The organism is Arthrobacter sp. zg-Y769, assembly GCF_020907405.1.
Lineage (GTDB): Bacteria > Actinomycetota > Actinomycetes > Actinomycetales > Micrococcaceae > Arthrobacter_B.
In genome coordinates this window covers 56,523-81,083 of sequence record NZ_JAJJOE010000004.1, presented here as the reverse complement: position 1 = coordinate 81,083, position 24,561 = coordinate 56,523, and the positions used below count along the sequence as shown (strand labels likewise).

Genomic DNA, 24,561 nt, shown 5'->3' with positions numbered 1-24,561 from the left:
CAAAGAACTCCCCGTAAAAAACGGGCAGGTCCGGACCCCCGAAAGGGTCCGGACCTGCCCGCGTTAAGCTCCTAGGCTGCGTCCTCCCGGCTGGCAGCCGGAAGCAGTTCCCGGGCACCGAGGGCGGACAGGATGAAGGCGAAGTCCCAGGCCCGGTCCTTCCACGCCTCGTACCGGCCCGAGGCGCCTCCGTGGCCGCCGTCCATTTCGATCTTCAGCACAATCGGCTCGCTGCCGGTGGTGGTTTCACGTAGCTGCGCGACCCATTTGGCCGGTTCGACGTAGAGCACACGGGTGTCATTGAAGCTGGTGACCGCGGCAATCTGCGGGTAGTCCACGGCCCGGATGTTCTCGTACGGGCTGTATTCCTTCATGTACCGGTAAACCTCCGGATCGGTGATGGGGTTGCCCCATTCCTCCCATTCCAGGGCCGAGAGCGGCAGGTCCGGATCCAGGATGGTGGTCAGCGCATCCACGAAGGGCACCTGCGCCACAATGGCCCGGTACTTTTCCGGGGCCAGGTTGGCGACGGCGCCCATCAGCAGTCCGCCGGCGGAGCCGCCCATGGCCGCGATCCGCTCCGGATCCACCCAGCCGGAGGAAGCAACCCAGTCCGTGGCATCCACGAAGTCGGTGAAGGTGTTTTTCTTGTTCAGCTTCTTGCCGTCGTCGTACCAGGCGCGGCCCATCTCGCCGCCGCCGCGGATGTGCGCCACCACGTAGACCACGCCGCGGTCCAGCAGGGAGAGCCGGGCAATGTTGAACGCCGGATCCATGCTCAGTTCGTAGCTGCCGTAGGCGTAGACCAGGGCAGGATTGCTGCCGTCCTTCTGCAGGTCCGCCCGGCGGATGACCGAGAGCGGAATGCGGGTGCCGTCCGCCGCCGTCGCCCATTCCCGTTCCGCCACGTACTCCTCGGAACGGTAACCGCCCTTGACCGGGGTTTCCTTCCGCAGTTCCAATTCGCCGGTGGCCAGCACATAGTCGTAGACACGCGGCGGGGTGAGGTAGGAGGTGTAGCTGAGCCGGATGATCGGGGAATCGAACTCGGCGTTGGCCAGATTGGCCGTGTAGAGCTCTTCGTCGAAGGCCGGTTCCACGGGTGCGCCCTGCGCCGGGGTGCCGAGGCCTTCCACGGGAAGGATCTGCACCCGCTCGGTGGTGTCCTTGCGGACCGACACGAGAACGTGGGTGCGGGTCACGGCGGCACCGTTGACACGCACGGTGTCGTCGTGGGCAATAACGGTCTGCCAGTGCTGATCCGCCAGCGGCTTGGAGAATTCCTCTTCGGCGACGAGCGAGAGCATGGAGTTCAAGGCGTTCCGGTTGTGGGTCACCAGGTATTGGCGTGTTCCGTCGAGGGTCAGTGGCTCGGCTTCGTAGAGAATGCGTTCGCTGCGCGGAATCAGGGTGCGCACGGTGTCGCTGGGGTCATCGAAGTCCAGGACGCGGTATTCGCTGTATTCGGAGCTGCTGATGCCGATCAGCAGCTGCCGGCGGTCCGCGGAGAGGTCGAAGCCCGTCCACATGGCGATGTCGTCTTCCTGGTAGATAACGACGTCGTCCTCCACCGGAGTGCCGAGCGTGTGGGCCTTGACCTGGTACGGGCGCCAGGAATCGTCCACGACGGTGTAGAAGACCCGCGTGCCGTCAGGGGAGAAGGCCAGCGAGTAGAAGACGTTGGAAATGACATCCGGCAGCAGTTCCCCGGTGCGCAGGTCCTTGATCCGCAGGGTGAAGCGCTCGTCTCCGGCGTTGTCCTCGGAGTAGGCCAGCAGGTTTCCGTCTTCGGTGACCGCCAGTCCGCCGAGCGAGAAGAAGGGCTTGCCTTCGGCCTCCGCGTTGCCGTCCACCAGGATCTGTTCGCCCGGAACGGGGACTCCGGGGACCACGGCGGGCGGCGTCCAATCGGCGTCGAGGTTTCCGGTGTCCTGGGCGGCCGTGCGGCAGTGGATGGCGTACTGCTTGCCTTCCTCGGTGCGGGTGTAATACCACCAGCCCTTTTTGCGTGCCGGAACGGACAGGTCCGTTTCCTCGGTGCGGTTCTTGATTTCGTTGAAGATCTGCCCGCGCAGCTCTTCCTGATCTGCGGTCATTGCTGCCGAGTAGGCGTTCTCCGCCTTGAGGTGTTCCACCACCTCCGGGTTTTCCTTTTCCCGGAGCCACTCATAGTTGTCAATGAACGTGTCACCGTGGCGGGTACGTTCGGTGGGGACCTTCTTGGCAACCGGGGGCTGGGGAGTAGTCATGATTCGAATATATCCATCCCGGCGGCGGCGTCGAAGGACCTCGCTGGCGTTATGCTCGCGGCTTAGCCCGGCCCGCTAATCTCCCAGCAGCAGCCAGGCACAGAATGCTGCCGCGGCGAGGAAGAGCGCCCAGTTCACCGCCACCACCAGCAGCGTCGAGGCGAAGGGGCGGGCCGCCGCCTCGCGGCGGGGAAGCAGGACCGGCTCGGGCACGGGGCCTTTGCGGAACTGTCCCCACAGGCTGGTGGCCAGCAGGACCGCCCCTCCGCCCAGTGCCAGGGGCAGTGCGGGCACGGAGAACAGGACCAGCTGCGATGCAAACAGGAACAGTGCGGCTTCCACCAGCAGGCAAAGAGTCAGCAGGGCGGCCGGCCTCCGCAGGGATGCCCGTGCGGGATTCGCTGCGTAGAGCGGACTGATTCCGGCCACCACGAGGGTGGTAAGCGCCAGGAGCAGGCCGGGGACGGTGACGTTGACCGTCGCAGCATCAGCGGTCACTGCGGCAGCGACGGCAAAGAAACCCAGCAGGCCCAGGAGCGTAGGTACAACGACGACGGCCACCGACGGCCGATCCTCCTGCAGTGTTGCTGTCTGTTGGGTTCGGGCCTGCAGTGTTGCTGCCTGCTGCGTTGTTGTTTCCTGCGCTGCTGCCTGCCGCGGCGCGGATCCGCTGCTGCCCGAAACGGCGTCGGCGGGGGTGGTCCGGGGGTCGGTGCCGGGCTTGGAGCTACCCATGACAATCCTTTCGCACCGTTAGTTCTCCTTACCAGTTTTCCATAGCCGGGCCCCTTGACTGGCTCACCGCACCTCCATATCCTGAACGAACGGTCGGTAAATATTTGGTGCCCCGACAAGCAGCGATGAGGCAGGTAACCGATGAGTGGAGAAACCATGAGCGGGCAGGAGCATTTTGACGCGCTGATTGCGGCGGATGCCCGGGTGGAGCCGCGCGATTGGATGCCCGAGGGCTACCGCAAAACCCTCGTCCGGCAGATCTCGCAGCACGCTCACTCGGAAATCATTGGTATGCAGCCCGAAGCCAACTGGATTACCCGCGCACCATCCCTGAAGCGCAAAGCGATCCTTATGGCCAAAGTCCAGGACGAGGCAGGCCATGGCCTGTACCTGTACTCCGCTGCCGAAACGCTGGGCACGCCGCGGGACCAAATGACCGCCGACCTCATTGCCGGCAAGGCCCGGTACTCGAGTATCTTCAACTACCCCACGCTGACGTGGGCGGACATGGGTGCCATCGGCTGGCTCGTGGACGGAGCCGCCATCTGCAACCAGGTTCCGCTCTGCCGTGCCTCCTACGGTCCCTACGGGCGTGCCATGGTACGGATCTGCAAGGAGGAGTCCTTCCACCAGAGGCAGGGGTTCGAGATCCTGCTGGAACTGGCCAACGGCACCGCTGCCCAGCGCGACATGGCCCAGGACGCGATCAACCGCTGGTATGCGCCGTCGCTGATGATGTTCGGACCACCGGACGAGGATTCACCGAACTCACGCCAATCCATGGCCTGGAACATTAAGCGCTTCTCCAACGATGAACTGCGTTCCCGCTTTGTCGGCATGATCGTGGAACAGGTGAAGGTCCTCGGCCTGACCCTTCCCGATACGGATATTCGCTACAACGAGGAGACGGAGCGCTGGGAACACGGGCCGCTGGACTGGAAGGAATTCTCCGAAGTCCTCGCGGGGCGCGGGCCGTGCAACTCGCAGCGTCTGGCACGACGGCGGGAAGCCCACGAAGACGGAGCGTGGGTGCGCGAAGCCGCGGCAGCCTACGCCGCGCGGCAGGCCGGCAGCGTCGGTGCGGGAGCCGTCTCCAACGAAACGGGGGCAGCGTAGCCATGACCGGTGGATCAACAACGGGCGACGACGGTTCCGTGCCGGTCACGGCGGGCAGCACGGCGCCGGACAGCGCGACGGGTGGCACGGGTACGGCACCTACCGCCGCAGGCACGACGGCGGGGCAGGCGGTTATTCCCGTGGCCGCACCGGCCTTGGCTGCCGCTTGGCCGCTGTGGGAAGTGTTCGTCCGCTCCTCCCGCGGCCTCTCCCACGTACATGCGGGCTCCCTGCATGCACCGGATGCCGACATGGCAGTGCGTAACGCACGGGATCTCTATACCCGCCGCAACGAAGGCGTTTCGCTCTGGGTGGTCCCGGCGTCGGCCATCATCGCCAGCGACCCCGATGCCAAGGGGCGGTTCTTCGAGTCCCCGCAGGGCAAGGATTACCGGCACGCCACGTACTACACCAAGTCGGAAGGGGTGAAGCATCTGTGAGTTCGGACAGCGCCACCCGCATCACCCCCGGCAACGCCCTTCGGCCGGAGGACATCGCCGCTGCCGGCACCCGGGCAGACCGGGACACCGCAGCCTACGCACTGCGTCTGGGCGATGACGCCCTGGTGCTGGCCCAGCGGCTGGGCTGGTGGATTTCCCGGGCTCCCGAGCTGGAGGAGGATGTGGCCCTGGGCAATATTGCCCTGGACCTGATCGGGCACGCCCGCTCCTTCCTCAGCTACGCCGGGAGCGCCGACGGCCGCACCGAGGACGACCTCGCGTACTGGCGGAACGAAACCGAATTCCGCTCGGCGCACCTGGTGGAACAGCCGAACGGGGATTTCGCCCGGACCATCGCCCGGCAGCTGGTGGTCTCCTTCTACCAGTTCGAGCTTTACGGCTCCCTGCAGCATTCGGCCGATCCCACCCTTGCCGCGATCGCAGCGAAGGCGGTCAAGGAAGTGGATTACCACCGGGACCACAGCGCCCAGTGGGTGCTTCGGCTGGGCCTGGGCACAGCTGAATCCCGGGGCCGCATGATCCGCGCGCTCGAACTGACCTGGCCGTATGTGGGCGAATTGTTCGACGACGACGAGCTGGCGGCGTCGCTCGGTGACCGCGCCGTCCTGCCCTCGTCCCTGAAGCCGGCGTTTGACCGCGGCATCGCCGCAGTGCTGCGGCAGGCCGAGTTGGAAGTGCCCGCGGTTCCTTCCGCTCCCGGCGGCGGCCGGCGAGGACAGCACAGTGAGCACCTCGGCTACCTCCTGGCGGAAATGCAGGTCCTGGCCCGCGACCATCCCGGTGCCGCGTGGTGAGCCGGATGGAATCCCCGGTGTATGCGGAGGGCCGCCCGGCGAGCCCCGCCGCGGCAGCGGCCTGGGACGTCGCAGCCATGGTCTGCGACCCCGAGATTCCCGTACTGACCATCGAGGACCTCGGCGTGCTCCGGCACGTAGAGGTTTCCGACGCCGGCGTGCAGGTGGCCATCACGCCCACGTATTCGGGCTGCCCCGCCATGGATGCCATCCGGCAGGACATCACGGCAGCACTGGGTGCGGCCGGCTATTCCAGTGTCCGGGTTTCCCTCGAGCTGGCGCCCGCGTGGACCACCGACTGGATGAGCAGTGCAGGAAAAGCCAAGCTGGACGCCTACGGCATCGCAGCGCCGTCGGGCCGGGCCGCCGCCGGTCCCGTGCGGGTGGGCCTGAGCGTGAAATGCCCCCAGTGCTCCTCGCTGAACACCCGCGAGCTGACGCGGTTCGGGTCGACCTCCTGCAAGGCGCTGTGGGTGTGCGGCGATTGCCGGGAACCGTTCGACTACTTCAAGGTGCTCTGAAGCCATGACCGCCCTTCCCGATGCGCCGCCCCGCCGCGGTGCCTTCCATTCACTGACCGTTGCCGCCGTCCGCCGGTTGACCGGCAACGCCGTCGAGGTCACCTTCGCGGTTCCGTCCGGGCTGGTGGGGGCCTACTCCTATGTGCCGGGGCAGTACGTTGCCCTGCGCACTGTCCTGGACGGCACGGAGCTGAGGCGCAGCTACTCCATCTGTGCCGAGCCGAAGCCCGGCGAACTGCGGGTGGCCGTCAAGCGGGACCTGGGCGGCCGGTTTTCCTCCTGGGTGAACGAGCATTTGAAGGCCGGCGATGTGCTGGACGTGATGAGCCCGGCCGGCAGTTTCATCTCCAGGCATGCGCCGGGCAACCCGAGCCCGGCGCCGGCACACGGGCAGGTGTTTGCCGCCGTGGCCGCAGGTTCCGGCATCACCCCGGTGATCGCGATTGCCCGTACCGTGCTGGCGTCCTCCCACACCTCGCGCTTTGACCTGGTCTACGCCAATAAGGCGGCCATGGACGTGATGTTCCTGGAGGAGCTGGCGGACTTGAAGGACCGCTACCCGTCCCGGTTCGCCCTGCATCATGTGCTCTCCCGCGAACAGCGGATCTCGCCGCTGCTCAGCGGGCGGCTCGACGCCGGGAAACTCACCACCCTGATCGATTCGGTGCTGCCCGCCGCGGCCGTGGACGAATGGTTCCTCTGCGGGCCGTTCGACCTGGTCCAGCTGTGCCGCGATGCCCTCGCCGAACGCGGCGTCGACCCGGTGAAGGTGCGCTTTGAGCTGTTTACCACCGGGCGTCCCGACCGTCCGGAAGGTTCCGCCGGCCGGCCTGTCCTCCCTGACGACTCGGGCGACAACTTCGAAATCACCTTCCGGCTGGACGGTCTGCAGGGCAAGGTGGCCAGTCCGGTGCATGCCCGCGAATCCGTGCTCAATGCCGCCCTTCGTGTCCGTCCGGATGTGCCCTTCGCCTGTGCCGGCGGCGTCTGCGGAACCTGCCGGGCCAAGCTCGTCTCCGGCACGGTGGACATGGAGGAGAACTACGCCCTGGAGCCGGAGGAGCTGGAGCGCGGTTACGTCCTGACCTGCCAGAGCCGGCCCACCAGTCCGGAGGTGGCCGTTGACTATGACGCCTAGGAGCACCCGATGATCGACCTGTTCATTTCCGGCGGAGTAGCCGAAATTGTCCTGAACGCCCCGCAGAAACTCAATGCCCTCGACGGTCCCGCCCTGGCTGACCTGGGGCAGGCGTATGACGACGCCGCAGCCGCCGGCGTGCGGGCGCTGCTGCTTCGGGGGGAAGGTCGGAGCTTCTGTGCCGGGCGGGACCTTTCCACTGTTTCGCCGGAAAACGACGACGCCCGCGGCTACCTCGTGGATGACCTGCTGCCCCTGCTGCAGAAGATGTCCGCTTTCCCTGCACCGACTTTCGCAGCTGCCCAGGGTGCGTGCCTGGGGGTGGGGCTCGGGCTGCTGATTGCCACCGACGTCGTCTACGTGGCTACCGATGCGAAGATCGGCTCGCCGTTCGCCAACCTGGGTGCTGCACTGGATTCTGGCGGCCACTGGCTGTTCACCGAACGGCTGGGCCCGCACCGCACCCTGGACCTGATCTACACCGCGGACCTGATGACCGGTGCGGAGGCCGTGGCCGGCGGGCTGTTCAGCCGCGCGTTGGAACCCGCCGATCTGCTCGGCCGGACCCGGGACACGGCGCTGCGTGTTGCCTCCGGACCCACTCAGGCCTTTACCGCGTCCCGGGAACTCGTGGCACAGATCCGGGACCGGCGGCTGGGCTTCTGGGAGGCGCTGGACGCCGAGAATACCGTGCAGGAAAAGCTGAGCGGAACCCCCGACTATGCGGAGGGCTTCAGCGCCTTCCTGGAGAAGCGCAGGCCGGTTTTCCAAAGCTGAGCGGCAGGGTGGACCTCGTTTCCTTCGGCCGGGGGGCGGCTCTCTCCGGCTTGTGATGCGGCGGACACCGGACTAGGTTGGAAGTAACTCGTAAGCATGCTTACAACAGCTGCTTGCCCGCAAAGAACTCTGAGAGACCGAGGAGGTACGAACATGGCCGACAGCTACAACCCGAACAATGACCCGGCAAACCCGGATAAGCCCAAGGATGCGCAGAAGGGCTCCGATACGCAGGAAGGTACCGGCAACCACGCCCACAGCGAGGCGAAGGCCGGCAGTACCAATCCTGATCCGCTGGACGGCAACATCACCGGCCTCGAGCCCGGCGGCGGTGTTCCCCCGGGAGAGACCCCTCCCGCGGAGGACCAGATGAGCACCGACCAGGGCCACGACGAAAACTAGGGTGTCGAATACCGGGGCGGCCTGTGGTTGACCACCGGCCGGCTCTGACCGACTGTTGTCCCGCCGAACGAGCAGGCCGGGAATAACCTAACCCGCGGAGAATCAGTCGCTCTTTCTAAGCAAGGCCCGCAGCTGCGGGCCCTGCTTTTTGTCCTCCTGTTTTCTTCCCGTGCGCGGGTCAGCGGGTATCGCGTTCCTCGAACACCAGGAAGGTCTGCGTGTCCAGGATGCCGGGCATGGACTGCAGCTGATCGAAGATGACCCGGCGCAGATGGATGTTGTCCTCGGCCCGGACCAGCACAATGACATCGAAGGAACCGCCCACCAGGGCAATGTGGTGGATCTCCGGCACCTCGCTGAGCCGGTCCTTCAACTCCCGCCAGGCATGCTGGCGGACCTTCAGCGTCACATACGCGGAGGAGCCCAGGCCGGCCTTTTCCGGATCCACCAGTGCGGTAAAGCGGCTGAGGACACCGGACTCGGTGAGCCGGGCAATCCGCGAGTAGGCGTGCGCCCGGGATATGTGGACTGCCTGCGCGACGGCGGTAAACGAGGCCCTGCCGTCGGCTCGCAGGACGGCCAGGATCTTCCGATCAGTGTCATCCAGTGGCTGCACCTGCGCTGTAGCCATAATGTCCACGCTCTCCCCAAGTAATCTGCGTCACATGTGCAAGGTGTCCATCAGATTACTCCCGGAGTCCGCTGTCGTCCAAGATTTCGGGGAATGCTGGTAACGATTCGGAGGCCGAAAGCATACTGGCAAGACAGAAGTTCCGTGCGCAAAGATGCCGCGGTGCTGCGGACGGAGGCTCGTGATGACTATCTCTACTGGCAGGACCCCGCAGGCTGCCAGAGGCACCGAAAGCGGTTCGGGTGCCGTGGATGCCCTGCTTCCCTCTGATGTTCCCGTCCAGCTGATCGACGCCGACGGCGTTGCCCATTCGGATTCCCGGTATCCGCTGCCCGCCGCCGACCTGCTGCTGGACGCGTACGCCCGGCTGGTTGCCGGGCGCCGGATCAATGACCAGGCGAACGCCCTGGTGCGGCAGGGCCGGCTGGCCGTTTATCCCTCCTCGCACGGGCAGGAAGCCTGCCAGGTGGCCGCTGCTGCGGTGCTGGACACGCAGGACTGGCTGTTCCCCACGTACCGGGACAGCGTTGCCGTGATGTCCCGCGGAGTGGATCCGCTGCAGGTGCTGACACTGCTGCGCGGAGACTGGCACAGCGGATATGACCCGTACGAGCACCGGGTCGCTCCGCAGGCCACACCGCTGGCTACCCAGCTGCTCCACGCCGTCGGCGTCGCCCACGCGGCGAAGCTCAAGGGTGAGGACACCGTGGTGCTGGCCCTGTGCGGTGACGGTGCCACGAGCGAGGGCGACTTCCACGAGGCGCTGAACTTCGCCGCGGTGTTCCATGTGCCGGTGGTGTTCCTCATCCAGAACAACGAATACGCCATCTCGGTGCCGCTGAAAAACCAGTCCGTTGCGCCCTCGCTGGCCCACAAAGCCGTCGGGTACGGCATGCCGGGGGAGCGGGTGGACGGGAACGACGTCGCCGCCCTCCTCTCCGTACTGGGCACGGCCGTGCTGCGGGCACGGGAAGGAGGCGGTCCTGCCCTGGTGGAAGCCCATACCTACCGGATGCAGGCCCACACCAATGCGGACGACGCCACCCGCTACCGTTCGGCGGATGAAGTGCAGGACTGGGTGCCGCGTGACCCGCTCATCAGGGCCCGGAACTACCTGCGCGGCCTCGGGCTGCTGGATGACGCCAGCGAGGATGAACTGGCCGCAGGGGCCGAAGCGCTCGCGGCAGCCATGCGGGACGGGCTGAACGCCGACGTCGAACCCAATCCGCTGGACTTGTTCGAGCATGTCCACACCGTGCGCACCACCCAGCTGCGCGAGCAGGCAGAACTGCTGCGCGGCGAACTGCAGCGGGACGAGGCGGAACGCGACGCACTCAATCGCCGTTCCTCCGGGCCGGCGGGTCACTCCGGCAGCTCAGGCGCTTCGCGGTGACTCCCCACGATCCGAAAGGCAGCACCATGGCAGCAACTCCAACGGACACCGGGCAGCAGGTCCGGGAAGCTGAGGAAGCCGGAACGGCCTCCGGACCGGAAACGCTGACCTTCGCCAAGGCGCTCAATGCCGCGCTCGCCGACGAAATGGCCGCCGACCCGACGGTGGTGGTTTTCGGCGAGGACGTGGGTCCGCTCGGCGGGGTCTTCCGGATCACCGACGGGCTGACCGCGCGGTTCGGCACCGACCGCTGCTTTGACACTCCGCTGGCCGAATCCGGGATTATGGGCATGGCTGTGGGCATGGCGATGAACGGGCTGCGTCCGGTGGTGGAAATGCAGTTCGACGCCTTTGCCTACCCTGCGTTCGAGCAGGTGGTCAGCCATGTGGCCAAAATGTCCAACCGGACCCGCGGAAAGGTGAAACTGCCGCTGGTCATCCGGATTCCATATGCGGGCGGGATCGGCGGGGTCGAACACCACTGTGATTCCTCCGAGGCCTACTACGCACACACCCCCGGCCTGACCGTTGTCGCGCCGGCAACCGTGGCGGACGCGTACACACTGCTGCGCGATGCCATCCGGCTGAATGATCCCGTGGTGTTCCTGGAACCGAAAAAGCTGTATTGGAGCAAGGAAACAGTGGATCTGGCCGCCCTGCGCCGCGCTGCCGATGAAGCACTGCGTACGGGCGGACGGGTTGCGGGAGGTATCGGTACAGCGGCGGTGGCACGTACCGGAACCGATGCGACGCTGGTGGCCTACGGACCGTCAGTGTCGACGGCGCTGGCCGCGGCGGCCGCCGCCGAAGCCGAGGGGCGGTCCCTGGAAGTGATCGACCTGCGCTCCATTGTTCCGTACGACGACGCCACCGTGGATGCGTCCGTTCGGCGCACGGGGAGGGCAGTGGTCATCGCCGAAGCGCCGGGTTTTGCCTCTGTGGCTTCGGAGATCGCTGCCCGCATTTCCGAACGCTGCTTTCATTCCCTCGCCGCACCGGTGCTGCGGGTGACCGGGTTCGACATTCCGTATCCCGCTCCCAAGCTGGAGCACTGGTTCCTTCCCGGGGTGGACCGCATCCTTGACGCGGTGGATGAGCTGCAGTGGGACGAGCCGGCTGCCGGCGAGCAGGAACCAAGCCGTTCGGCAGGCTTCGATTCGGCAGGTGGCGGTCCGGCAGCGTTCAGTTCGCCAGCTGGTGCCGGGACCCGCCCGGCAGGTGGCACCGGGACCGGCTTCACGGAGGGCCCGCGATGAGTGTGCGCACGTTCCTGCTGCCGGACCTTGGGGAAGGCCTGACCGAGGCTGAGCTCGTCAACTGGCTGGTGGCCGTGGGGGACACCGTTGTGGTGGACCAGCCTGTGGCGGAGGTGGAAACGGCCAAGTCCCTGGTGGAGGTTCCGTCCCCCTTTGCCGGCCGTGTGGCGCAGCTGCATGGCAAAGCCGGTGAAAGCCTCGACGTCGGGCGTCCGCTGATCTCGGTGGAGACCGCTGCTGCGGCAGCAGTGGGGGCTGGGTTGGCATCCGGAATGACGGCCTCGGGAACCGGGAAAACAATGGCACCTGCGGCCGCTGTGGGACCGGCGGAAGCGGCCGAAGCAATGGTTGCTGCGGAGGCTGCTGGCGAAACCGCTGCGGGTAAAACTGCTGCCGGGGAAACGGCGGCTCGTGAAACTGCTGCGGGAAAAGCGGCGGCGGGTAAAACTGCTGCCGGGGAGGCGTACCGGGAGGAAGAGAAAGCGGGGTCCGGAAACGTGCTCATCGGCTACGGCACCCCGGCAAACGGCCAAGCCCCGCGGCGTACCCGTGCACCCCGCCGGCGGGTAGGTTTGGCTGGTGCTGGTGCTGGTGCTGGTGCTGGTGCTGGTGCTGCTGCTTCGAATTCTGCCCGGCCGGAAGCTCCGCGGTGCATTTCCCCTCTCGTCCGGCGCCTGGCCCGGGACGCCGGCTTGAAGCTGGCGGATGTGGCGGGCTCCGGTCCTAACGGGTTGATCCTGCGCCGCGATATCGACTCGGCCCTGACTTCGGTGGCTTTGGCTCCCGTGGCTCCCGTGGCTCCCGTGGCTCCGGAGGTTGCCCGGTCAGCGGGGACCGCAACGGACGTGCGGACAGGACTGGTCGTCACCTCGCGCACACCGGTACGCGGGCTTCGGCGCGCCATTGCCGCAAACCTGAGCCGCAGCCGCAGCCTGATCCCGGAAGCAACCGTCTGGGTGGACGTGGATGCCACGGCCCTGACGGTTCTGCGGGCGGACCTGTCCCGGCAGCGGCAGGATGTGCCCTCCCTGCTGGCCTTCCTGGCCCGTTTCACCCTGGCCGGGCTTGCCCGCTTCCCCGAGCTCAACACCCGCTTTGTGCCCGCAGGGGAGGACGCAGGGAGCGCCCGGGAGGACTCGGGGGAGGGCACGGGGGAGGGAACAGAAGAACAGCACGCCGTGATCGAAACCTTCGACGGCGTCAACTTGGGCATCGCGGTGCAGAGCGAACGGGGTCTGATAGTCCCCTCCGTCCGGCGGGCAGACACACTCTCCACCCGAAGCCTGGACACCGAAATCCGCCGTCTCACCACGGCCGCCCAGGCCGGCCGGGCCACCCCGGCGGAGCTCTCCTCGGGCACCTTCACCCTCAACAACTACGGCGTCTACGGCGTGGACGGGAGCGCTGCGATCATCAACCATCCCGAATCGGCCATCCTCGGGGTGGGCCGGATCATCGACAAGCCATGGGTTGTCTCCGGGCAGCTCGCGGTCCGGAAAGTCACCCAGCTGACCCTGGCATTCGACCACCGGGTATGCGACGGAGCGACGGCCGGGGGCTTCCTGCGCTACGTGGCAGACGCCGTCGAAAACCCGGGCCGTGTCCTCGCGGACCTGTAATACATGCCGCGGGCAGCGACCCGCGATAGGTTGGAAACCGGCCGGCGAAAAGGAAAGCTGACATGACCGAAACACCGCAGCACGTCACCACCCAGCGCGGATGGCAGGAGGTGGCACCCCGGATCTGGGTGCGCGCCAATGCTGCCTTTGCCGTTAACTCCGGTCTTGTGATCGGGGACGAGCGGGCCCTGCTTATCGATACAGGGGCAGGCCCCGGCATGGCACAGGAGATTTACGACGCCGTGCGGACGCTGACGGACCTGCCGCTGACGGCAGTGAACACGCATGCCCACTTTGACCATTACTTCGGCAACGCCCTGATGCTCGCCAACGGCGTGGAGGATATCTGGGCTACGGCCGGATGTGCCGCCAGCATCCGTGAAAACGGAAACAGCCACCGGCCGCAGGCGGCCGACGCGGAGCCGGAGATGGCTGTGGCCATGGGCGGAAACACGGAACTTGCCGAACCCACGAAGCTAGTGGAAGAGGCCCCCGTGGACCTTGACCTGGGTGGCATTTCCGTGACCCTCTTCCACCTCGGACGCGGGCACACGGATCACGACCTCCTGGTGGGAGCGGGGGACGTCCTCTTCACCGGAGACCTCGTGGAACAGGGGGCGGATCCCGCCTTCGAGGATGCCTTCCCCAAGGACTGGATCCGCACGCTGGGGAAGATCGCAGCACTTGAGGATCTGTACACGGTCTTCGTCCCGGGCCACGGCAAACCCGTCACCGTGGATTTCGTAACCACCCAGATGAACAAGATGCGCACCGCTGTCGCCGTCACACGCAACGCAATGGACCAGGCCTCGGTGGACATGACGAAGGCGATTCCCATCCTGCCGTACGGTCCGGACCAGTCCCGTGCATTGCTTACCCGGCTGCGGACCCTGGCGCGGTGGAAGTGGCTCAAGAAGTAGGCCGGACGGGAACGCGACCTGAACGGCGATAGTCTGGGGCCGTGCCAGCGGACAATTTCAGCCTTCGGAAGATAGCGATCCCGGCCTACGGGCCTACCCTGCTCTACGGGCTGGCGACCGGAGCGATCCTGCCGGTGATTGCCCTCAGTGCCCGCGGGCTTGGCGCCACCGTGGCCCTCGCTGCGCTGGTCATTACCCTGACCGGAGTCGGTTCGCTCCTGACCAATGTCCCGGCCACGATGGTGACCACGCGTTTCGGGGAAAAATGGGCGCTTGTCGCCGCTTCGGCCTGGTGCGCGCTGGCAATGGTCCTCGCCGCCGTCGTCCCCGTGCTGGCGGTGTTCGCCGTGGCTGTTTTTATGGTTGGTATGGCCGGTTCGGTGTTCGGGCTGGCCCGGCAGAGCTACCTGACAGAGGCGGTTCCGGTGCACTTCCGGGCCCGGGCACTGTCCACGCTCGGCGGAGTGAACCGGATCGGCGTTTTTATCGGCCCCTTCGCAGCTGCCGGTGCGATTTCCTTTTTCGGCACCACGGGAGCGTACTGGGTGGGTGCCGCGGCCGCCGTCGGCGCCGGGATCCTCAGCCTCCAGGTGCCGGACCTTGCTGTCCGGTCAGGTGGCTCCGGGGCGAAAGTTGCCGGAGCCGACGCCGGCCCTGCACCCACTGTGCGGTCCATCCTGCGCAGCCATGCACGGGTGTTCCGGACCATCGGCATCGGGGTGCTGCTGATCGCTGCCGTGCGTGCCACGCGGCAGGCCGTGATTCCGCTCTGGGGCCAGCACATCGGCCTGGATCCCACGCAGACGGCGCTGATCTACGGGCTCTCCGGTGCCATTGACATGCTGATTTTCTACCCCGCAGGCAAGGCCATGGACACGTGGGGCCGGCGCTCCGTGGCCGTGCCCTGCATGCTGATCATGGGGCTTGGCCTTGGGCTGCTGCCGCTGGCCTCCGAAGCGACCGGACTGCTGTTGGCGGCCCTGCTGATCGGGTTCGGCAACGGCATCGGTTCCGGGATTGTCATGACCCTCGGGGCGGACTTTTCACCCTCGCCGGGACGCCCGCAGTTCCTGGGCATCTGGCGGCTGCTGGCCGATATCGGCACCATGGGCGGGCCCGGCATCCTCGCCGGAGTCACTGCACTGGTTTCACTGTCGGCAGGGATCGGGGCCACCGCTGTCCTGGGACTGCTGGGCGCCGTCGTGCTGTGGATCTGGGTTCCCGGACGGAAAGCCGTCCGGGATTCCGCAGCCGTCCGGGAGAGCGGCTAGCGTCGGGCGGGGTCCCCGGCCTGCTGGTTGAAAAGCCAGCAGGCGAGGGCGCTGACGAGGTAGCCGACGCCGACAATCAGTGCCAGGCCTGCCCAGAAATACAGCGGAGCGGACACGGTGACCGCCGCCGGATCCCAGCGGGCATAGAAGTACAGTCCCAGGCTGGCGGCCGTGGCCAGCACTCCCGGCACGGCGCAGAGCACGGAAATAACCTTCGCGGAGCTTTGCGCCGCCGGGTTTGCCGGCCAGCGGTTCCAATCGGGGTTGGTCCGCATCATCACCAGACCGCCGACAAGCGTCCAGGCCGCCACCACGAGGAGCGAGGCGACGACGTCGGCCGGCCGGTGCCAGAGGTTGAGGAAGGTGGCAGCTCCCGCGAGCACTGCATAGCTGCCCCCAAACAGGGCGACAAGAGGCCGCCAGCGGGGTGAGGCGAGCAGGAATACCGCCGCAGCGGCGGAGGCGGCCAGTGTGGTGTGGCCTGACGGCAGGGAATTGAAGTCCAGCGTCACCACCCCGCGGTCCGGCCGATCGAGCACTGTCCGCTTCAACAGCTGGCTGCTGATATTCGCGGCTCCGAAAGTGCCCAGGGCAATCACCGCAGGTGAAATCCGGTGCCGCAGGATGGTTACAAACACCACCACGATCACCGCGATGAACACCGAGATCAACGGCAGCTCATCCAGGAAGGCGATCACTGGACGCTCGGTGCCCGGGGCGATGAGTTCTGCCTCCTTGAAGGCAGACTCGTCGGCAAGCTGGCCGGTGGTGGTGCGGACGAAGAACCAGTAGGTTGCGGCAACGCCGGCAGCACACAGGAGGGCTGCGAAAAGAAAGAGCGCCGGATTATGCGCAGCCGGTCGTTGGGCTCGGGCGCGCTGTGCCAGCAAGTTGCGAGTATCCATTGCTTCCAGATTGCCACATCATGATGGACGTTACGCGTTAGGCCCGAAGCTGCGCAGGGTGCCGGACGCCAAAGCGTAGGCTGGCAGGGTGCCAAACAGTACTGATCTGCCCACCCTCCTTGCCGGAGCCCGCGTGGTCTCCATCCCCATGCGGGTGAAGTTCCGCGGCATCCTCCACCGGGAGGCCCTGCTGCTTTCGGGCCCTGCCGGCTGGGGCGAGTTTGCGCCCTTCCCGGAGTATTCCGACGCTGAAGCTGCGCCCTGGCTTGCCTCCGCCCTCGAAGCGGCCTGGCAGGGCTACCCCGAACCCGTGCGCAGCTCCGTCCCGGTCAACGGAACGGTGCCTGCCGTAGCCGTTGACCAGGTGGAGGGTGTGCTGGCCCGGTTCGGAAAAGTGTCCGCCGTAAAGGTCAAGGTTGCCGAAGCCGGCCAGTCACCGCTTCAGGATCTGGCCAGGGTTGCCGAGGTGCGCCGGCTGCTGCCCGACGCCGGTATCCGGGTGGATGCCAACGCAGGCTGGGACGTACCCACCGCCGTCGACACCCTGACCCTGCTGGCCGAGGCCGGACTGGAATATGCCGAACAGCCGGTCGCCGGCATTTCCGGGCTTCGTGCCGTGCGGACCGAGTTGCGCCGGCGCGGGGTGCCGGTGCTGATTGCGGCGGATGAAAGCGTGCGGAAGGAATCCGATCCGCTGAAGGTTGCCCGGGAAGACGCGGCGGACCTGATCATCATCAAGGCCGCACCTCTGGGCGGGGTACGCCGTGCCGTCCAGATCGTGGCGCAGGCCGGGCTGCCTGCAGTGGTGAGCTCCGCCATCGACACTTCCGTGGGGATCCGCACCGGAGTTGCGCTGGCTGCGGCCCTGCCGGAACTGCCCTACGCCTGCGGTCTCGGAACGCTCTCGCTGATGGCCGGGGACGTGACGGAAGAGTCCCTGGTGCCCGACGGCGGTGCGCTGGCCGTGCGGGACGTACCGGTTTCCGAGGAGCTGCTCGAGCGCTTTGCGGCCTCTCCGGAGCGCACGCAGTGGTGGCTGGACCGGCTCGAGCGTGTGCACGGGCTGCTGGACTAGAGGCTGGCAGCTAGGCTGGCCCCGTCACCGCCCGTCCCTGATGCTAACCCTAGGATAGAAGCGTGACCGGATCCTCGAACGCCCCCACCCCAGCTTCCGCCAGCCTTACCTCCCTCCAGGCAGCCCGCTCCGCCGTTGCTGCCTTGGCAGCCGCCGGCGTGCGCGATGTCGTCCTCGCCCCGGGCTCACGCAGCGCGCCGCTGGCCTACGCGTTGGCGGAAGCGGAACTCCAGGACCGGATGCGGGTGCATGTGCGGATCGATGAACGGGTTGCCGGCTTCACCGCCCTGGGCCTTGCCCGCGGCGGCCGCCGTCCCGCCGCGGTCGTGACGACGTCGGGCACTGCCGTGGGTGAGCTGATGCCCGCCGTCATGGAAGCCAACCATGCCGGCGTCCCGCTGGTGGTCCTCTCAGCGGACAGGCCAGCGGAACTGCACGGCACGGGCGCCAATCAGACCACCGTTCAACCGGGAATCTTTGCCCATTTCCCGGTGGCTGCAGCGGATGTGGAGGCAGGGACTGATCCTGCCGGAGCCATCTCAGCTGCCCTGGCTCGGCTCGGCAACGGGATTCCCGTGGGGCCGGTGCACGTGAACCTCCAGTTCCGCGATCCGCTGACCCCCGGTGAAACCGATCCGCTGTCCTTCGAGCCCGTATCCGGCCCGGCGGCAGTGGCTGCTGCGGCCGCCGCTGCACAGGTTCCGGCTGAGGACCGGGCGACGGCCACCGATCCCCGGATTCCCGGGACGCACCGCACCGTGGTGGTGGCGGGCGACGGCGCCGGGGAACTCGCCGCGCTCTTCGCCCGGCGTGCCGGACTGCCGCTGCTCGCGGAACCGTCCTCCAACGCCCGTTTCGGTCCCAATGCGGTAGGCGCATACCGGCTGCTGCTTCCGGAACTGGGGCCGAAGATTGAACGCGTTGTGGTGTTCGGCCGCCCCACGCTGTCCCGTCCGGTGGCTGCCCTGCTGGCCCGGGACGACGTCGAGAAGGCGCTTTATCTCCCCCGGCCGGTGAACTGGTTTACCGAGGGACGCCGCCCGGAAACCGTTATCAGCGACATCCCGGGGCTCTTCGAGTTCGCCGGCACAGGCGCGCCCGGCTGGCTGGAGCAGTGGCAAGCGGCATCCGAGGCAGCACTGAATACGCTGAACAACCTGATGGAGCATCAGGCCCGGCTGACCGGGCTGCAGGTTGCAGATCTGGTGTGGGACGCTGCGGACGCCAACCTGGTGCTCGGCTCCTCCAATGTCATCCGGGACATGGACCTGGTTGCGTCCCCGGGGTGGCATCCGCTGGATGTCTACGCCAACCGCGGTTTGGCAGGCATTGACGGGACCATTTCCACGGCCACGGGCATTGCGCTGGCCAACGGCATTCCCACCCGGCTGCTGCTGGGGGACCTCACGTTCCTGCACGACGCCGGCGCGCTCCTTCTGGGGAACGGAGAGGCCGAGCCGGACCTGCAGCTCATTGTGCTGAACGATGGCGGAGGCGGCATCTTCTCCGTGCTGGAACACGGAGCGCTGGGGGAGGACCCGCGGTACACGGCCTTGGTGGAACGCTTCTTCGGGACACCGCACCGCGCAGACCTGGCCGGGTTGTGCCGTGGCTACGGTGTCCGTCACCGGTTGATCGACTCTGCAGACGAACTCGAAGCCGCACTGGCTGAACCGCTGAGCGGACGGTCGGTGCTCGAAGTACACACGGCACGGGAATCCCTGCGCGGCCTGCATCAGCAGGTGCAGTCCGCGGTCACGGCAGTGCTGAGGAGCTAAGCGGCCACGCTGCGGAGCTGAGCGGGACGGCCTGTACGCCCGCACCGGCCAAGGGTAGCGTCGCTGCATGGCTATACCGCTCGATGCCTTACCGAAGATCGGTGCGACGGCCACCCGTGCCCTGGCCGAGGCTGGTTATGACTCACTTCGCACGCTGGCCGGGGTACCGCAGGAAGAAATCGCCTCGCTGCACGGCATGGGTCCGAAGGCTCTGCGGCTCATAGCGCAGGCCCTGGATGAGCACGGACTCGCACTCGGCTGAGTGCTGCGCCGGGCCGGCTGGAATAAGCAAGCCCGGATAACCAAGCCCGGACGACAAGTCGAGAACACCCAAATCCGGACAACGAGTCCCAGGCAACCAAATCCAAGCAACCAACTCCAGGGCAACCAACCTTGCACAACTAACCCGGGAAACACAGCGCGGCCCGCACCTCAGGGGTGCGGGCCGCGCCGGCGGGTGTGTTGCCTCGGTCCTGGCCGCCGGGCCTGGGATAGGCCGGAGGCTGAAGGGAACGGGTTTAGAGAACCTTGGAGAGGAACGCCCGGGTGCGTTCGTGCTGCGGGTTGCCCAGGACGTCCTCGGGACGTCCCTGCTCCACCACGACGCCGCCGTCCATAAAGACCACGCGGTCACCCACTTCACGGGCGAAGCCCATCTCGTGGGTCACCACCATCATGGTCATGCCTTCTTCGGCAAGCTGGCGCATAACGGCAAGCACGTCGCCCACGAGTTCCGGGTCCAGCGCGCTGGTGGGCTCGTCGAAGAGCATCATGTCCGGATCCATGGACAATGCACGGGCGATGGCCACACGCTGCTGCTGGCCGCCGGAGAGCTGGGCCGGGAATGCGGAGGCGCGGTCCTCCAGACCCACCTTGGCGAGGTTCTTCAGGGCCACCTTGGAGGCTTCCTCGAAGGTGCGCTTCTTTGCCCGGCGCTGGGCCAGGGTCAGGTTGCGCAGCACATTCAGATGCGGGAAGAGGTTGAACTGCTGGAAGACCATGCCGATCCGGGTGCGGACCTTGTCCAGGTCCGTATCGGGATCGGTAATGTCCACGCCCTCCACCAGGACGGTGCCGCTGGTGGGCTCCTCCAGGCGGTTGACGCAGCGCAGCAGGGTGGACTTGCCGGAACCGGACGGACCGATCACGCAGACCACCTCGCCCTGGTCCACGTGGAAGTCGATGCCTTTCAGCACCTCATTGCTTCCGAAGGACTTGTGAAGGTTGCGGACCTCGATGGCAGGGGCGTTGTTGTTTTTCGGGACGCTCATGGCTGCTACCTGCCTCTCTGGTTGTGTCGTTCGAGCTTTGCCACCAGCTGGGTCAGCGGCAGCGTAATGATCAGGTACATCAGGGCGGCGAGTACCAAGGGTGTGGCGTTTGCGGTCTGTGACACGGAGTCGCGCGCAAACGTGGTCAGCTCGCGGTCCTGGAGGGCCATGCCGGCGATGAAGAGCAGCGAGGTGTCCTTGATCAGGATGACCAGCTCGTTGGTCAGCGGCGGCGTGATGATCCGGAAGGCCTGGGGCAGGGTCACGGAAACCATGGTCCAGGCCGGGCCCATGCCCAGGGACCGTGCAGCCTCGGCCTGGCCGGAGGGCACTGCCTGGATTCCGGCACGGATGGTCTCGGCAATGTACGCGCCGGAAACAATGATCAGTGCAAGAAGCCCTGCGCCTGCGGGGCCTCCCGGCGGACGCCAGTTAAACGCAATGGGAACCGCGAAGGCGAAGCCGAAGATCACCAACAGTGCAGGCAGCCCGCGGAAAAGCTCGATGTAGGCCGTGGCGGCCCAGCGGTACGGAGCCACGGGGGAGAGCTTCATCAGGGCCAGCAGCAGGCCCAGGAGGAGCCCGCCGGCAAAGGCAATGATGGTGTAGATAATGGTGTTCTTGACCGCCACCGTAAGGATGGTGGGGAAGGCTTCACGCGCCACCTCGGCGTCGAAGAAGTTTTCGCCGATGGCTTCCCAATCGGCAGCCAGGACTACGGCTACCAGTGCGATGACAAAAACGGCGTACAGGACACCCTGGATCAGGCGTCTGCGGGTGGAGGGTTTCAAAGTGGGGGGCCTTCCGGGGAAGAAACGGGATCGTCCCGGGCACCCGGCCCGGGACGACTCAGTGGTCTAGGCGTTATTCGGTGAAGTACTTGTCGTAAATCTCCTGGTATTTGCCGTTGTCCCGCATCTCGGCGAGCTGCTCATTAACGGCGGAGATGAGTTCGGTGTTGTCCTTCTTCATGGCGAAGCCGTAGGACTCATCCGTCTCATACTCTTCGGCGATGGTGAAGTCACCATCCTCCGTGTGTCCAATGTTCACCGGCAGGTCCTGGAGCACAGCATCGACGTTACCGGACTGGATGGCGGGGAAGAGTTCGGCGTCGCTCGGGAAGGCCAGGATTTCCGCGCCCGGTGCGTTCTCGCGGGCGTAGGACTCACCGGTGGTGTTTCCCTGGACACCCAGCTTCTTGCCCTCCAGGTCATCGATGCTCTTGATGTCCGAGCCGACAGGGACCAGGAGCGACTGCAGCGAGTCATAGTACGGATCGGCGAAGCCCATGGCCTCTTCACGTTCCGGGGTGATGGTGATGGCGCTGGCCTCAAGGTCGCACTGGCCCGCAGCGAGCACGGTACCGCTGGCAATGCCCTCGAACCCGGCGTCCTGGACTGCCAGTTCAAGGTCGAGACCGGTTGCGATCTCCTTGACGAGGTCCATGTCGAAACCGGTGTACTCACCGTTTTCTTCATACTCGAACGGCACGTAGGGGATGTCCGAGCAAACCGTGAGCGTGCCCTCGGATACCAGGTTGAATCCGTTGGCGGCTTCGTCGGAGGCTCCGGCGTCGTCACCACCGCAGGCGGTCAGCGATAGGGCGCCGATGGCCAGGAAGGCAAAGGCAGCGGTGCGGGCTTTGTGCGGCATTGGTTTACAACCTTACGTCGGACGGTGTGAGCGATCTCACCCGTAGCTGGGTATTGGGAAGCAGTCTAGAGCGTACGCAGTCCATATTTCGGTAACGTGTCCACGGCTGTTTAGCGGCGGTACCAAAGCGCGGCAATGCGCCGCTGCGGAACCGGGTACTCCGGGCGACTACTTCGTGAAGAACCGGTCATGGAGCTCCTGGTACTTCCCATTCTCCTGCAGAGCGGCAAGCTGCTCATTTACCTTCGCGACGAGTTCCTCACTCCCTTCCTTCTTCATGGCGAAGCCGTAGGACTCACCGGTCTCGAACGTCGCCGAAATCCGGTACTTGCCGTCCTCGGTGTGGTCCATGTTTACGGCGTGGTCCTGCAGGACGGCATCGATGTTTCCGGCCTGGAGTGCCTGGAACAGCTCGGCATCGGTCTGGAAGGACATGATCTCTGCGCCGGCAGCGTTCTCCCGTGCATAGGTCTCACCAGTGGTGCCCTGCTGGATGCCCACCTTCTTACCCGACAGATCAGCCAGGGAGGAAACGGTGGAATCGGCTGGAACCAGGAGGGTCTGCGGCGAGTCGTAGTACGGGTCGGAGAACGCCAGCTTCTCGGCACGCTCGTCGGTGATGGACATTGCTGCGGCGATGACATCGCACTGCCGGGCGGCCAGGACAGTACCGCTCTGCAGGCCGTCGAATCCAACATTCTGCACTTCGTGTTCCAAGCCCATGCCCTTGGCGATTTCGCGGGTGAGCTCGATGTCGAAGCCCGTGTATTCACCGTCCACCACGTATTCGAACGGTTTGAAGGGCACGTTGGAGCACACGGTGAGGGAACCCTCGTTGACCGTGGACAGGCCGGATTCGTCGGCTTCGCTTCCTCCTCCGCAGGCAGTGAGGGAAAGTGCCCCTGCAGCTAGGAGGGCAGCAGTGATGGTGCGGGCTTTGTACGGCATGGCGATTCAGAACCTCAAGTCGGTAGGACGGGCCGCAGGAGGAAACCAAACCGTCTCCATAGCGGCATCGGGCGGAAACCGCCCTCGGGCTAACTTCCGAGTTTCTATTCTACCCACTGTAATTTTATGCAAGAAACCCAACGGTTATGCAGCGGCCCTGCGACGGTGCCGACGGCGCGGTTCAGGAGCCTGCGGGAGACGACGCGAAGTCGGGGCTGCGCACCGGAACCGCGCGTGGCCGGTCCAGGCCCAGGGCCTCAAGCATCGGGCGGAACTTGCTCCAGGTTTCCTCTAGTTCCGCCGCAGGATTGGAGCCGGCCACAATTCCACAGCCTGCATAAAGCCGTATGTCGGTGGGACTTTCAATCACCGCACCCCGGAGGGCGATTCCCCATTCACCGTTCCCGGCGGCATCCATCCAGCCCACCGGCCCCGCATAAGGGCCACGGTCCATGTGTTCAAGTTCACTAATAAGTTCGCCTGCCACGCTGGTGGGGAAGCCGCAGACGGCGGCAGTGGGATGCAGGGCTTCCACCAGGGTCAGCGGCGTGGGAACCAGGCCGCTCTCATCCGCTGCCAGCTCGGCTGTGACATCGGAGGCCAAATGCCAGACGTTGGGCAGTTCGAGGACAAACGGCTCCGTGTGGGAGGTCATCGAGGAGGTAAACGGCTCCAGCGACCGGGTGAGCGAGTCGATGGCGATTTGATGTTCGTGCTGCTGCTTGGCGGAACCTGCCAGCACCCGCTTGGCATAGTCCGGATCGTCGGCCGGGGCAGTGGCACGGTCCAGGGTGCCTGCCAGTACGCGGGCCTCTGCGGTGCCGTTTTCGACGCGGATCAACATCTCCGGGGTGGAGCCGATCAATCCGTCCACGGAGTACGTCCAGCAGTCGCGGTAACGGACGGCCAGTTCGCGCAGCACCTGCGAAGCCACCAGGGGGCTGCCCAGCTCCACGGCAATGTCGCGGGCCAGGACAATCTTGCTCAGATCGCCGGCGGTTACATGGGCCACCGACCGTGCCACGGCGTTCTTCCACTCGGACTCGCTCAGCATGCCGGGCAGGACCCGGTCCGCCGGATCGCTGTCGCGGTAAAGCGGCAGATCCTCCAGGTAACGCGCCAGGACGGCCTTAGCGGTCTCGGCGGTGAGTTCGACGTCGGGATCCGCGGTTGTGAACGTCACCCAGCCGGCGCCGTCGCGCAGGCCGACAACGATTTCCGGAATCACCAGGCGGGACTCGAAGGGGGAGCGCTTGGAGAAGGCAAAGGAACCAAAGGCGACGATGCCGGTGCCGGGAGCGGCCAGGGGATCCTCGACGTCGGCTTCAGCCAGGATGGACCGCCACCAGTCCTGTGCCCGGGCAAAGCGTTCAGGGCCGCTGGAGGTGAAACGGGCGGCTTCCCCGAAGCCCACGAGTCCCTCCCGGCGCCGGATCCAACACAGTTGCTCGTCGAGTACCAGATACTCCAGAAGGCCCATGGCGGCGGAAAGCTCACCTACAGGCACGGTCACAGAACGCAGGGTGGTCATAGTGGTTCCACAGTACTCCGCCGCCGGTGCACGCCCGATATCAGGGCCGCCGGCTGAGAGGAACGAGACAACCCGGCGGCCGGTTCGGCGGCCCTCCCATTGTTTGAGACAATGTCA

Annotated in this window: 24 protein-coding genes; 15 read left to right on the top strand and 9 right to left on the bottom strand. The window is 66.1% G+C overall.

Annotated elements, in window-relative coordinates; all coding sequences use genetic code 11:
• Nucleotides 1-71 precede the first annotated feature (71 nt).
• A complete protein-coding gene (locus LOC60_RS02570) occupies nucleotides 72-2,249 on the bottom strand; it encodes a S9 family peptidase (protein ID WP_230021594.1) in 2,178 nt (725 codons plus the stop codon).
• Between the two features lie 75 nt (nucleotides 2,250-2,324).
• On the bottom strand, nucleotides 2,325-2,984 hold the full coding sequence (locus tag LOC60_RS02565; protein ID WP_230021592.1) for a hypothetical protein: 660 nt from the start codon (nucleotides 2,982-2,984) through the stop codon (nucleotides 2,325-2,327).
• A gap of 156 nt (nucleotides 2,985-3,140) precedes the next feature.
• On the opposite strand from LOC60_RS02565, the gene paaA reads away from it, so the two are divergent.
• The 7 genes from paaA to LOC60_RS02530 all read left to right on the top strand — a co-directional run bounded on the left by paaA (nucleotide 3,141) and on the right by LOC60_RS02530 (nucleotide 8,193).
• Nucleotides 3,141-4,100, top strand: a complete 960-nt coding sequence (gene paaA, locus LOC60_RS02560) for a 1,2-phenylacetyl-CoA epoxidase subunit PaaA (RefSeq protein ID WP_230021590.1) — start codon at nucleotides 3,141-3,143, stop codon at nucleotides 4,098-4,100.
• A 2-nt stretch (nucleotides 4,101-4,102) separates the two neighbouring features.
• Nucleotides 4,103-4,540, top strand: a complete 438-nt coding sequence (gene paaB, locus LOC60_RS02555) for a 1,2-phenylacetyl-CoA epoxidase subunit PaaB (RefSeq protein WP_230021581.1) — start codon at nucleotides 4,103-4,105, stop codon at nucleotides 4,538-4,540.
• Nucleotides 4,537-5,355, top strand: a complete 819-nt coding sequence (gene paaC, locus LOC60_RS02550; RefSeq protein ID WP_230021578.1) for a 1,2-phenylacetyl-CoA epoxidase subunit PaaC — start codon at nucleotides 4,537-4,539, stop codon at nucleotides 5,353-5,355. The genes paaB and paaC overlap by 4 nt, the downstream gene beginning before the upstream one ends.
• 5 nt (nucleotides 5,356-5,360) lie before the next feature.
• Complete coding sequence (paaD, locus tag LOC60_RS02545) at nucleotides 5,361-5,876, top strand: 1,2-phenylacetyl-CoA epoxidase subunit PaaD (RefSeq protein ID WP_230021566.1); 516 nt, start codon at nucleotides 5,361-5,363, stop codon at nucleotides 5,874-5,876.
• Between the two features lie 4 nt (nucleotides 5,877-5,880).
• On the top strand, nucleotides 5,881-7,014 hold the full coding sequence (paaE, locus tag LOC60_RS02540; protein ID WP_230021558.1) for a 1,2-phenylacetyl-CoA epoxidase subunit PaaE: 1,134 nt from the start codon (nucleotides 5,881-5,883) through the stop codon (nucleotides 7,012-7,014).
• Nucleotides 7,015-7,023: 9 nt separating this feature from the next.
• Complete coding sequence (locus tag LOC60_RS02535) at nucleotides 7,024-7,791, top strand: enoyl-CoA hydratase/isomerase family protein (protein WP_230021548.1); 768 nt, start codon at nucleotides 7,024-7,026, stop codon at nucleotides 7,789-7,791.
• 153 nt (nucleotides 7,792-7,944) lie between these two features.
• The gene (locus LOC60_RS02530) at nucleotides 7,945-8,193 is read left to right on the top strand and encodes a DUF6480 family protein (RefSeq protein WP_230021546.1); all 249 of its coding nucleotides are present in this window, start codon (nucleotides 7,945-7,947) and stop codon (nucleotides 8,191-8,193) included.
• A gap of 178 nt (nucleotides 8,194-8,371) precedes the next feature.
• On the opposite strand, the gene LOC60_RS02525 is transcribed toward LOC60_RS02530, so the two are convergent.
• A complete protein-coding gene (locus tag LOC60_RS02525; protein WP_230021545.1) occupies nucleotides 8,372-8,824 on the bottom strand; it encodes an Lrp/AsnC family transcriptional regulator in 453 nt (150 codons plus the stop codon).
• A 184-nt stretch (nucleotides 8,825-9,008) separates the two neighbouring features.
• Between LOC60_RS02525 and LOC60_RS02520 the strand changes: the two genes are divergently transcribed.
• The 5 genes from LOC60_RS02520 to LOC60_RS02500 all read left to right on the top strand — a co-directional run bounded on the left by LOC60_RS02520 (nucleotide 9,009) and on the right by LOC60_RS02500 (nucleotide 15,283).
• Nucleotides 9,009-10,217 carry a thiamine pyrophosphate-dependent enzyme gene (locus tag LOC60_RS02520; RefSeq protein ID WP_230021543.1) on the top strand — a complete coding sequence of 403 codons (1,209 nt, stop codon included), beginning with the start codon at nucleotides 9,009-9,011 and terminating at the stop codon, nucleotides 10,215-10,217.
• Between the two features lie 26 nt (nucleotides 10,218-10,243).
• A complete protein-coding gene (locus tag LOC60_RS02515; RefSeq protein WP_230021540.1) occupies nucleotides 10,244-11,473 on the top strand; it encodes an alpha-ketoacid dehydrogenase subunit beta in 1,230 nt (409 codons plus the stop codon).
• A complete protein-coding gene (locus tag LOC60_RS02510; protein WP_230021538.1) occupies nucleotides 11,470-13,092 on the top strand; it encodes a dihydrolipoamide acetyltransferase family protein in 1,623 nt (540 codons plus the stop codon). Before LOC60_RS02515 ends, LOC60_RS02510 begins: the two co-directional genes overlap by 4 nt.
• A gap of 62 nt (nucleotides 13,093-13,154) precedes the next feature.
• Entirely contained in the window at nucleotides 13,155-14,012 is an 858-nt protein-coding gene (locus LOC60_RS02505) for an MBL fold metallo-hydrolase (RefSeq protein WP_230021537.1), read from the top strand.
• Between the two features lie 41 nt (nucleotides 14,013-14,053).
• Nucleotides 14,054-15,283, top strand: a complete 1,230-nt coding sequence (locus tag LOC60_RS02500) for an MFS transporter (RefSeq protein ID WP_230021536.1) — start codon at nucleotides 14,054-14,056, stop codon at nucleotides 15,281-15,283.
• On the opposite strand, the gene LOC60_RS02495 is transcribed toward LOC60_RS02500, so the two are convergent.
• Nucleotides 15,280-16,188, bottom strand: a complete 909-nt coding sequence (locus LOC60_RS02495) for a phosphatase PAP2 family protein (RefSeq protein WP_230021534.1) — start codon at nucleotides 16,186-16,188, stop codon at nucleotides 15,280-15,282. The two genes, LOC60_RS02500 and LOC60_RS02495, sit on opposite strands and share 4 nt — an antisense overlap.
• An 88-nt stretch (nucleotides 16,189-16,276) precedes the next feature.
• Here LOC60_RS02495 and LOC60_RS02490 point away from each other — a divergent pair, with 88 nt between their 5' ends.
• The 3 genes from LOC60_RS02490 to LOC60_RS02480 all read left to right on the top strand — a co-directional run bounded on the left by LOC60_RS02490 (nucleotide 16,277) and on the right by LOC60_RS02480 (nucleotide 19,303).
• Entirely contained in the window at nucleotides 16,277-17,263 is a 987-nt protein-coding gene (locus LOC60_RS02490) for an o-succinylbenzoate synthase (RefSeq protein WP_331460767.1), read from the top strand.
• 62 nt (nucleotides 17,264-17,325) lie between these two features.
• Nucleotides 17,326-19,041, top strand: coding sequence for a 2-succinyl-5-enolpyruvyl-6-hydroxy-3-cyclohexene-1-carboxylic-acid synthase (gene menD / locus LOC60_RS02485; RefSeq protein WP_230021531.1), 1,716 nt, complete (start codon nucleotides 17,326-17,328; stop codon nucleotides 19,039-19,041).
• A gap of 67 nt (nucleotides 19,042-19,108) precedes the next feature.
• On the top strand, nucleotides 19,109-19,303 hold the full coding sequence (locus tag LOC60_RS02480; protein WP_230021529.1) for a helix-hairpin-helix domain-containing protein: 195 nt from the start codon (nucleotides 19,109-19,111) through the stop codon (nucleotides 19,301-19,303).
• A gap of 256 nt (nucleotides 19,304-19,559) precedes the next feature.
• On the opposite strand, the gene LOC60_RS02475 is transcribed toward LOC60_RS02480, so the two are convergent.
• From LOC60_RS02475 to LOC60_RS02455, 5 genes are all read right to left on the bottom strand, one after another.
• Entirely contained in the window at nucleotides 19,560-20,312 is a 753-nt protein-coding gene (locus LOC60_RS02475; protein ID WP_230021527.1) for an amino acid ABC transporter ATP-binding protein, read from the bottom strand.
• Between the two features lie 5 nt (nucleotides 20,313-20,317).
• Entirely contained in the window at nucleotides 20,318-21,103 is a 786-nt protein-coding gene (locus LOC60_RS02470; protein WP_230021525.1) for an amino acid ABC transporter permease, read from the bottom strand.
• A 73-nt stretch (nucleotides 21,104-21,176) separates the two neighbouring features.
• The gene (locus tag LOC60_RS02465) at nucleotides 21,177-21,965 is read right to left on the bottom strand and encodes a basic amino acid ABC transporter substrate-binding protein (RefSeq protein ID WP_230021523.1); all 789 of its coding nucleotides are present in this window, start codon (nucleotides 21,963-21,965) and stop codon (nucleotides 21,177-21,179) included.
• Between the two features lie 168 nt (nucleotides 21,966-22,133).
• Nucleotides 22,134-22,913, bottom strand: coding sequence for a basic amino acid ABC transporter substrate-binding protein (locus tag LOC60_RS02460; RefSeq protein ID WP_230021516.1), 780 nt, complete (start codon nucleotides 22,911-22,913; stop codon nucleotides 22,134-22,136).
• 181 nt (nucleotides 22,914-23,094) lie between these two features.
• Entirely contained in the window at nucleotides 23,095-24,444 is a 1,350-nt protein-coding gene (locus LOC60_RS02455) for an isochorismate synthase (protein ID WP_230021513.1), read from the bottom strand.
• Between the last annotated feature and the right edge of the window lie 117 nt (nucleotides 24,445-24,561).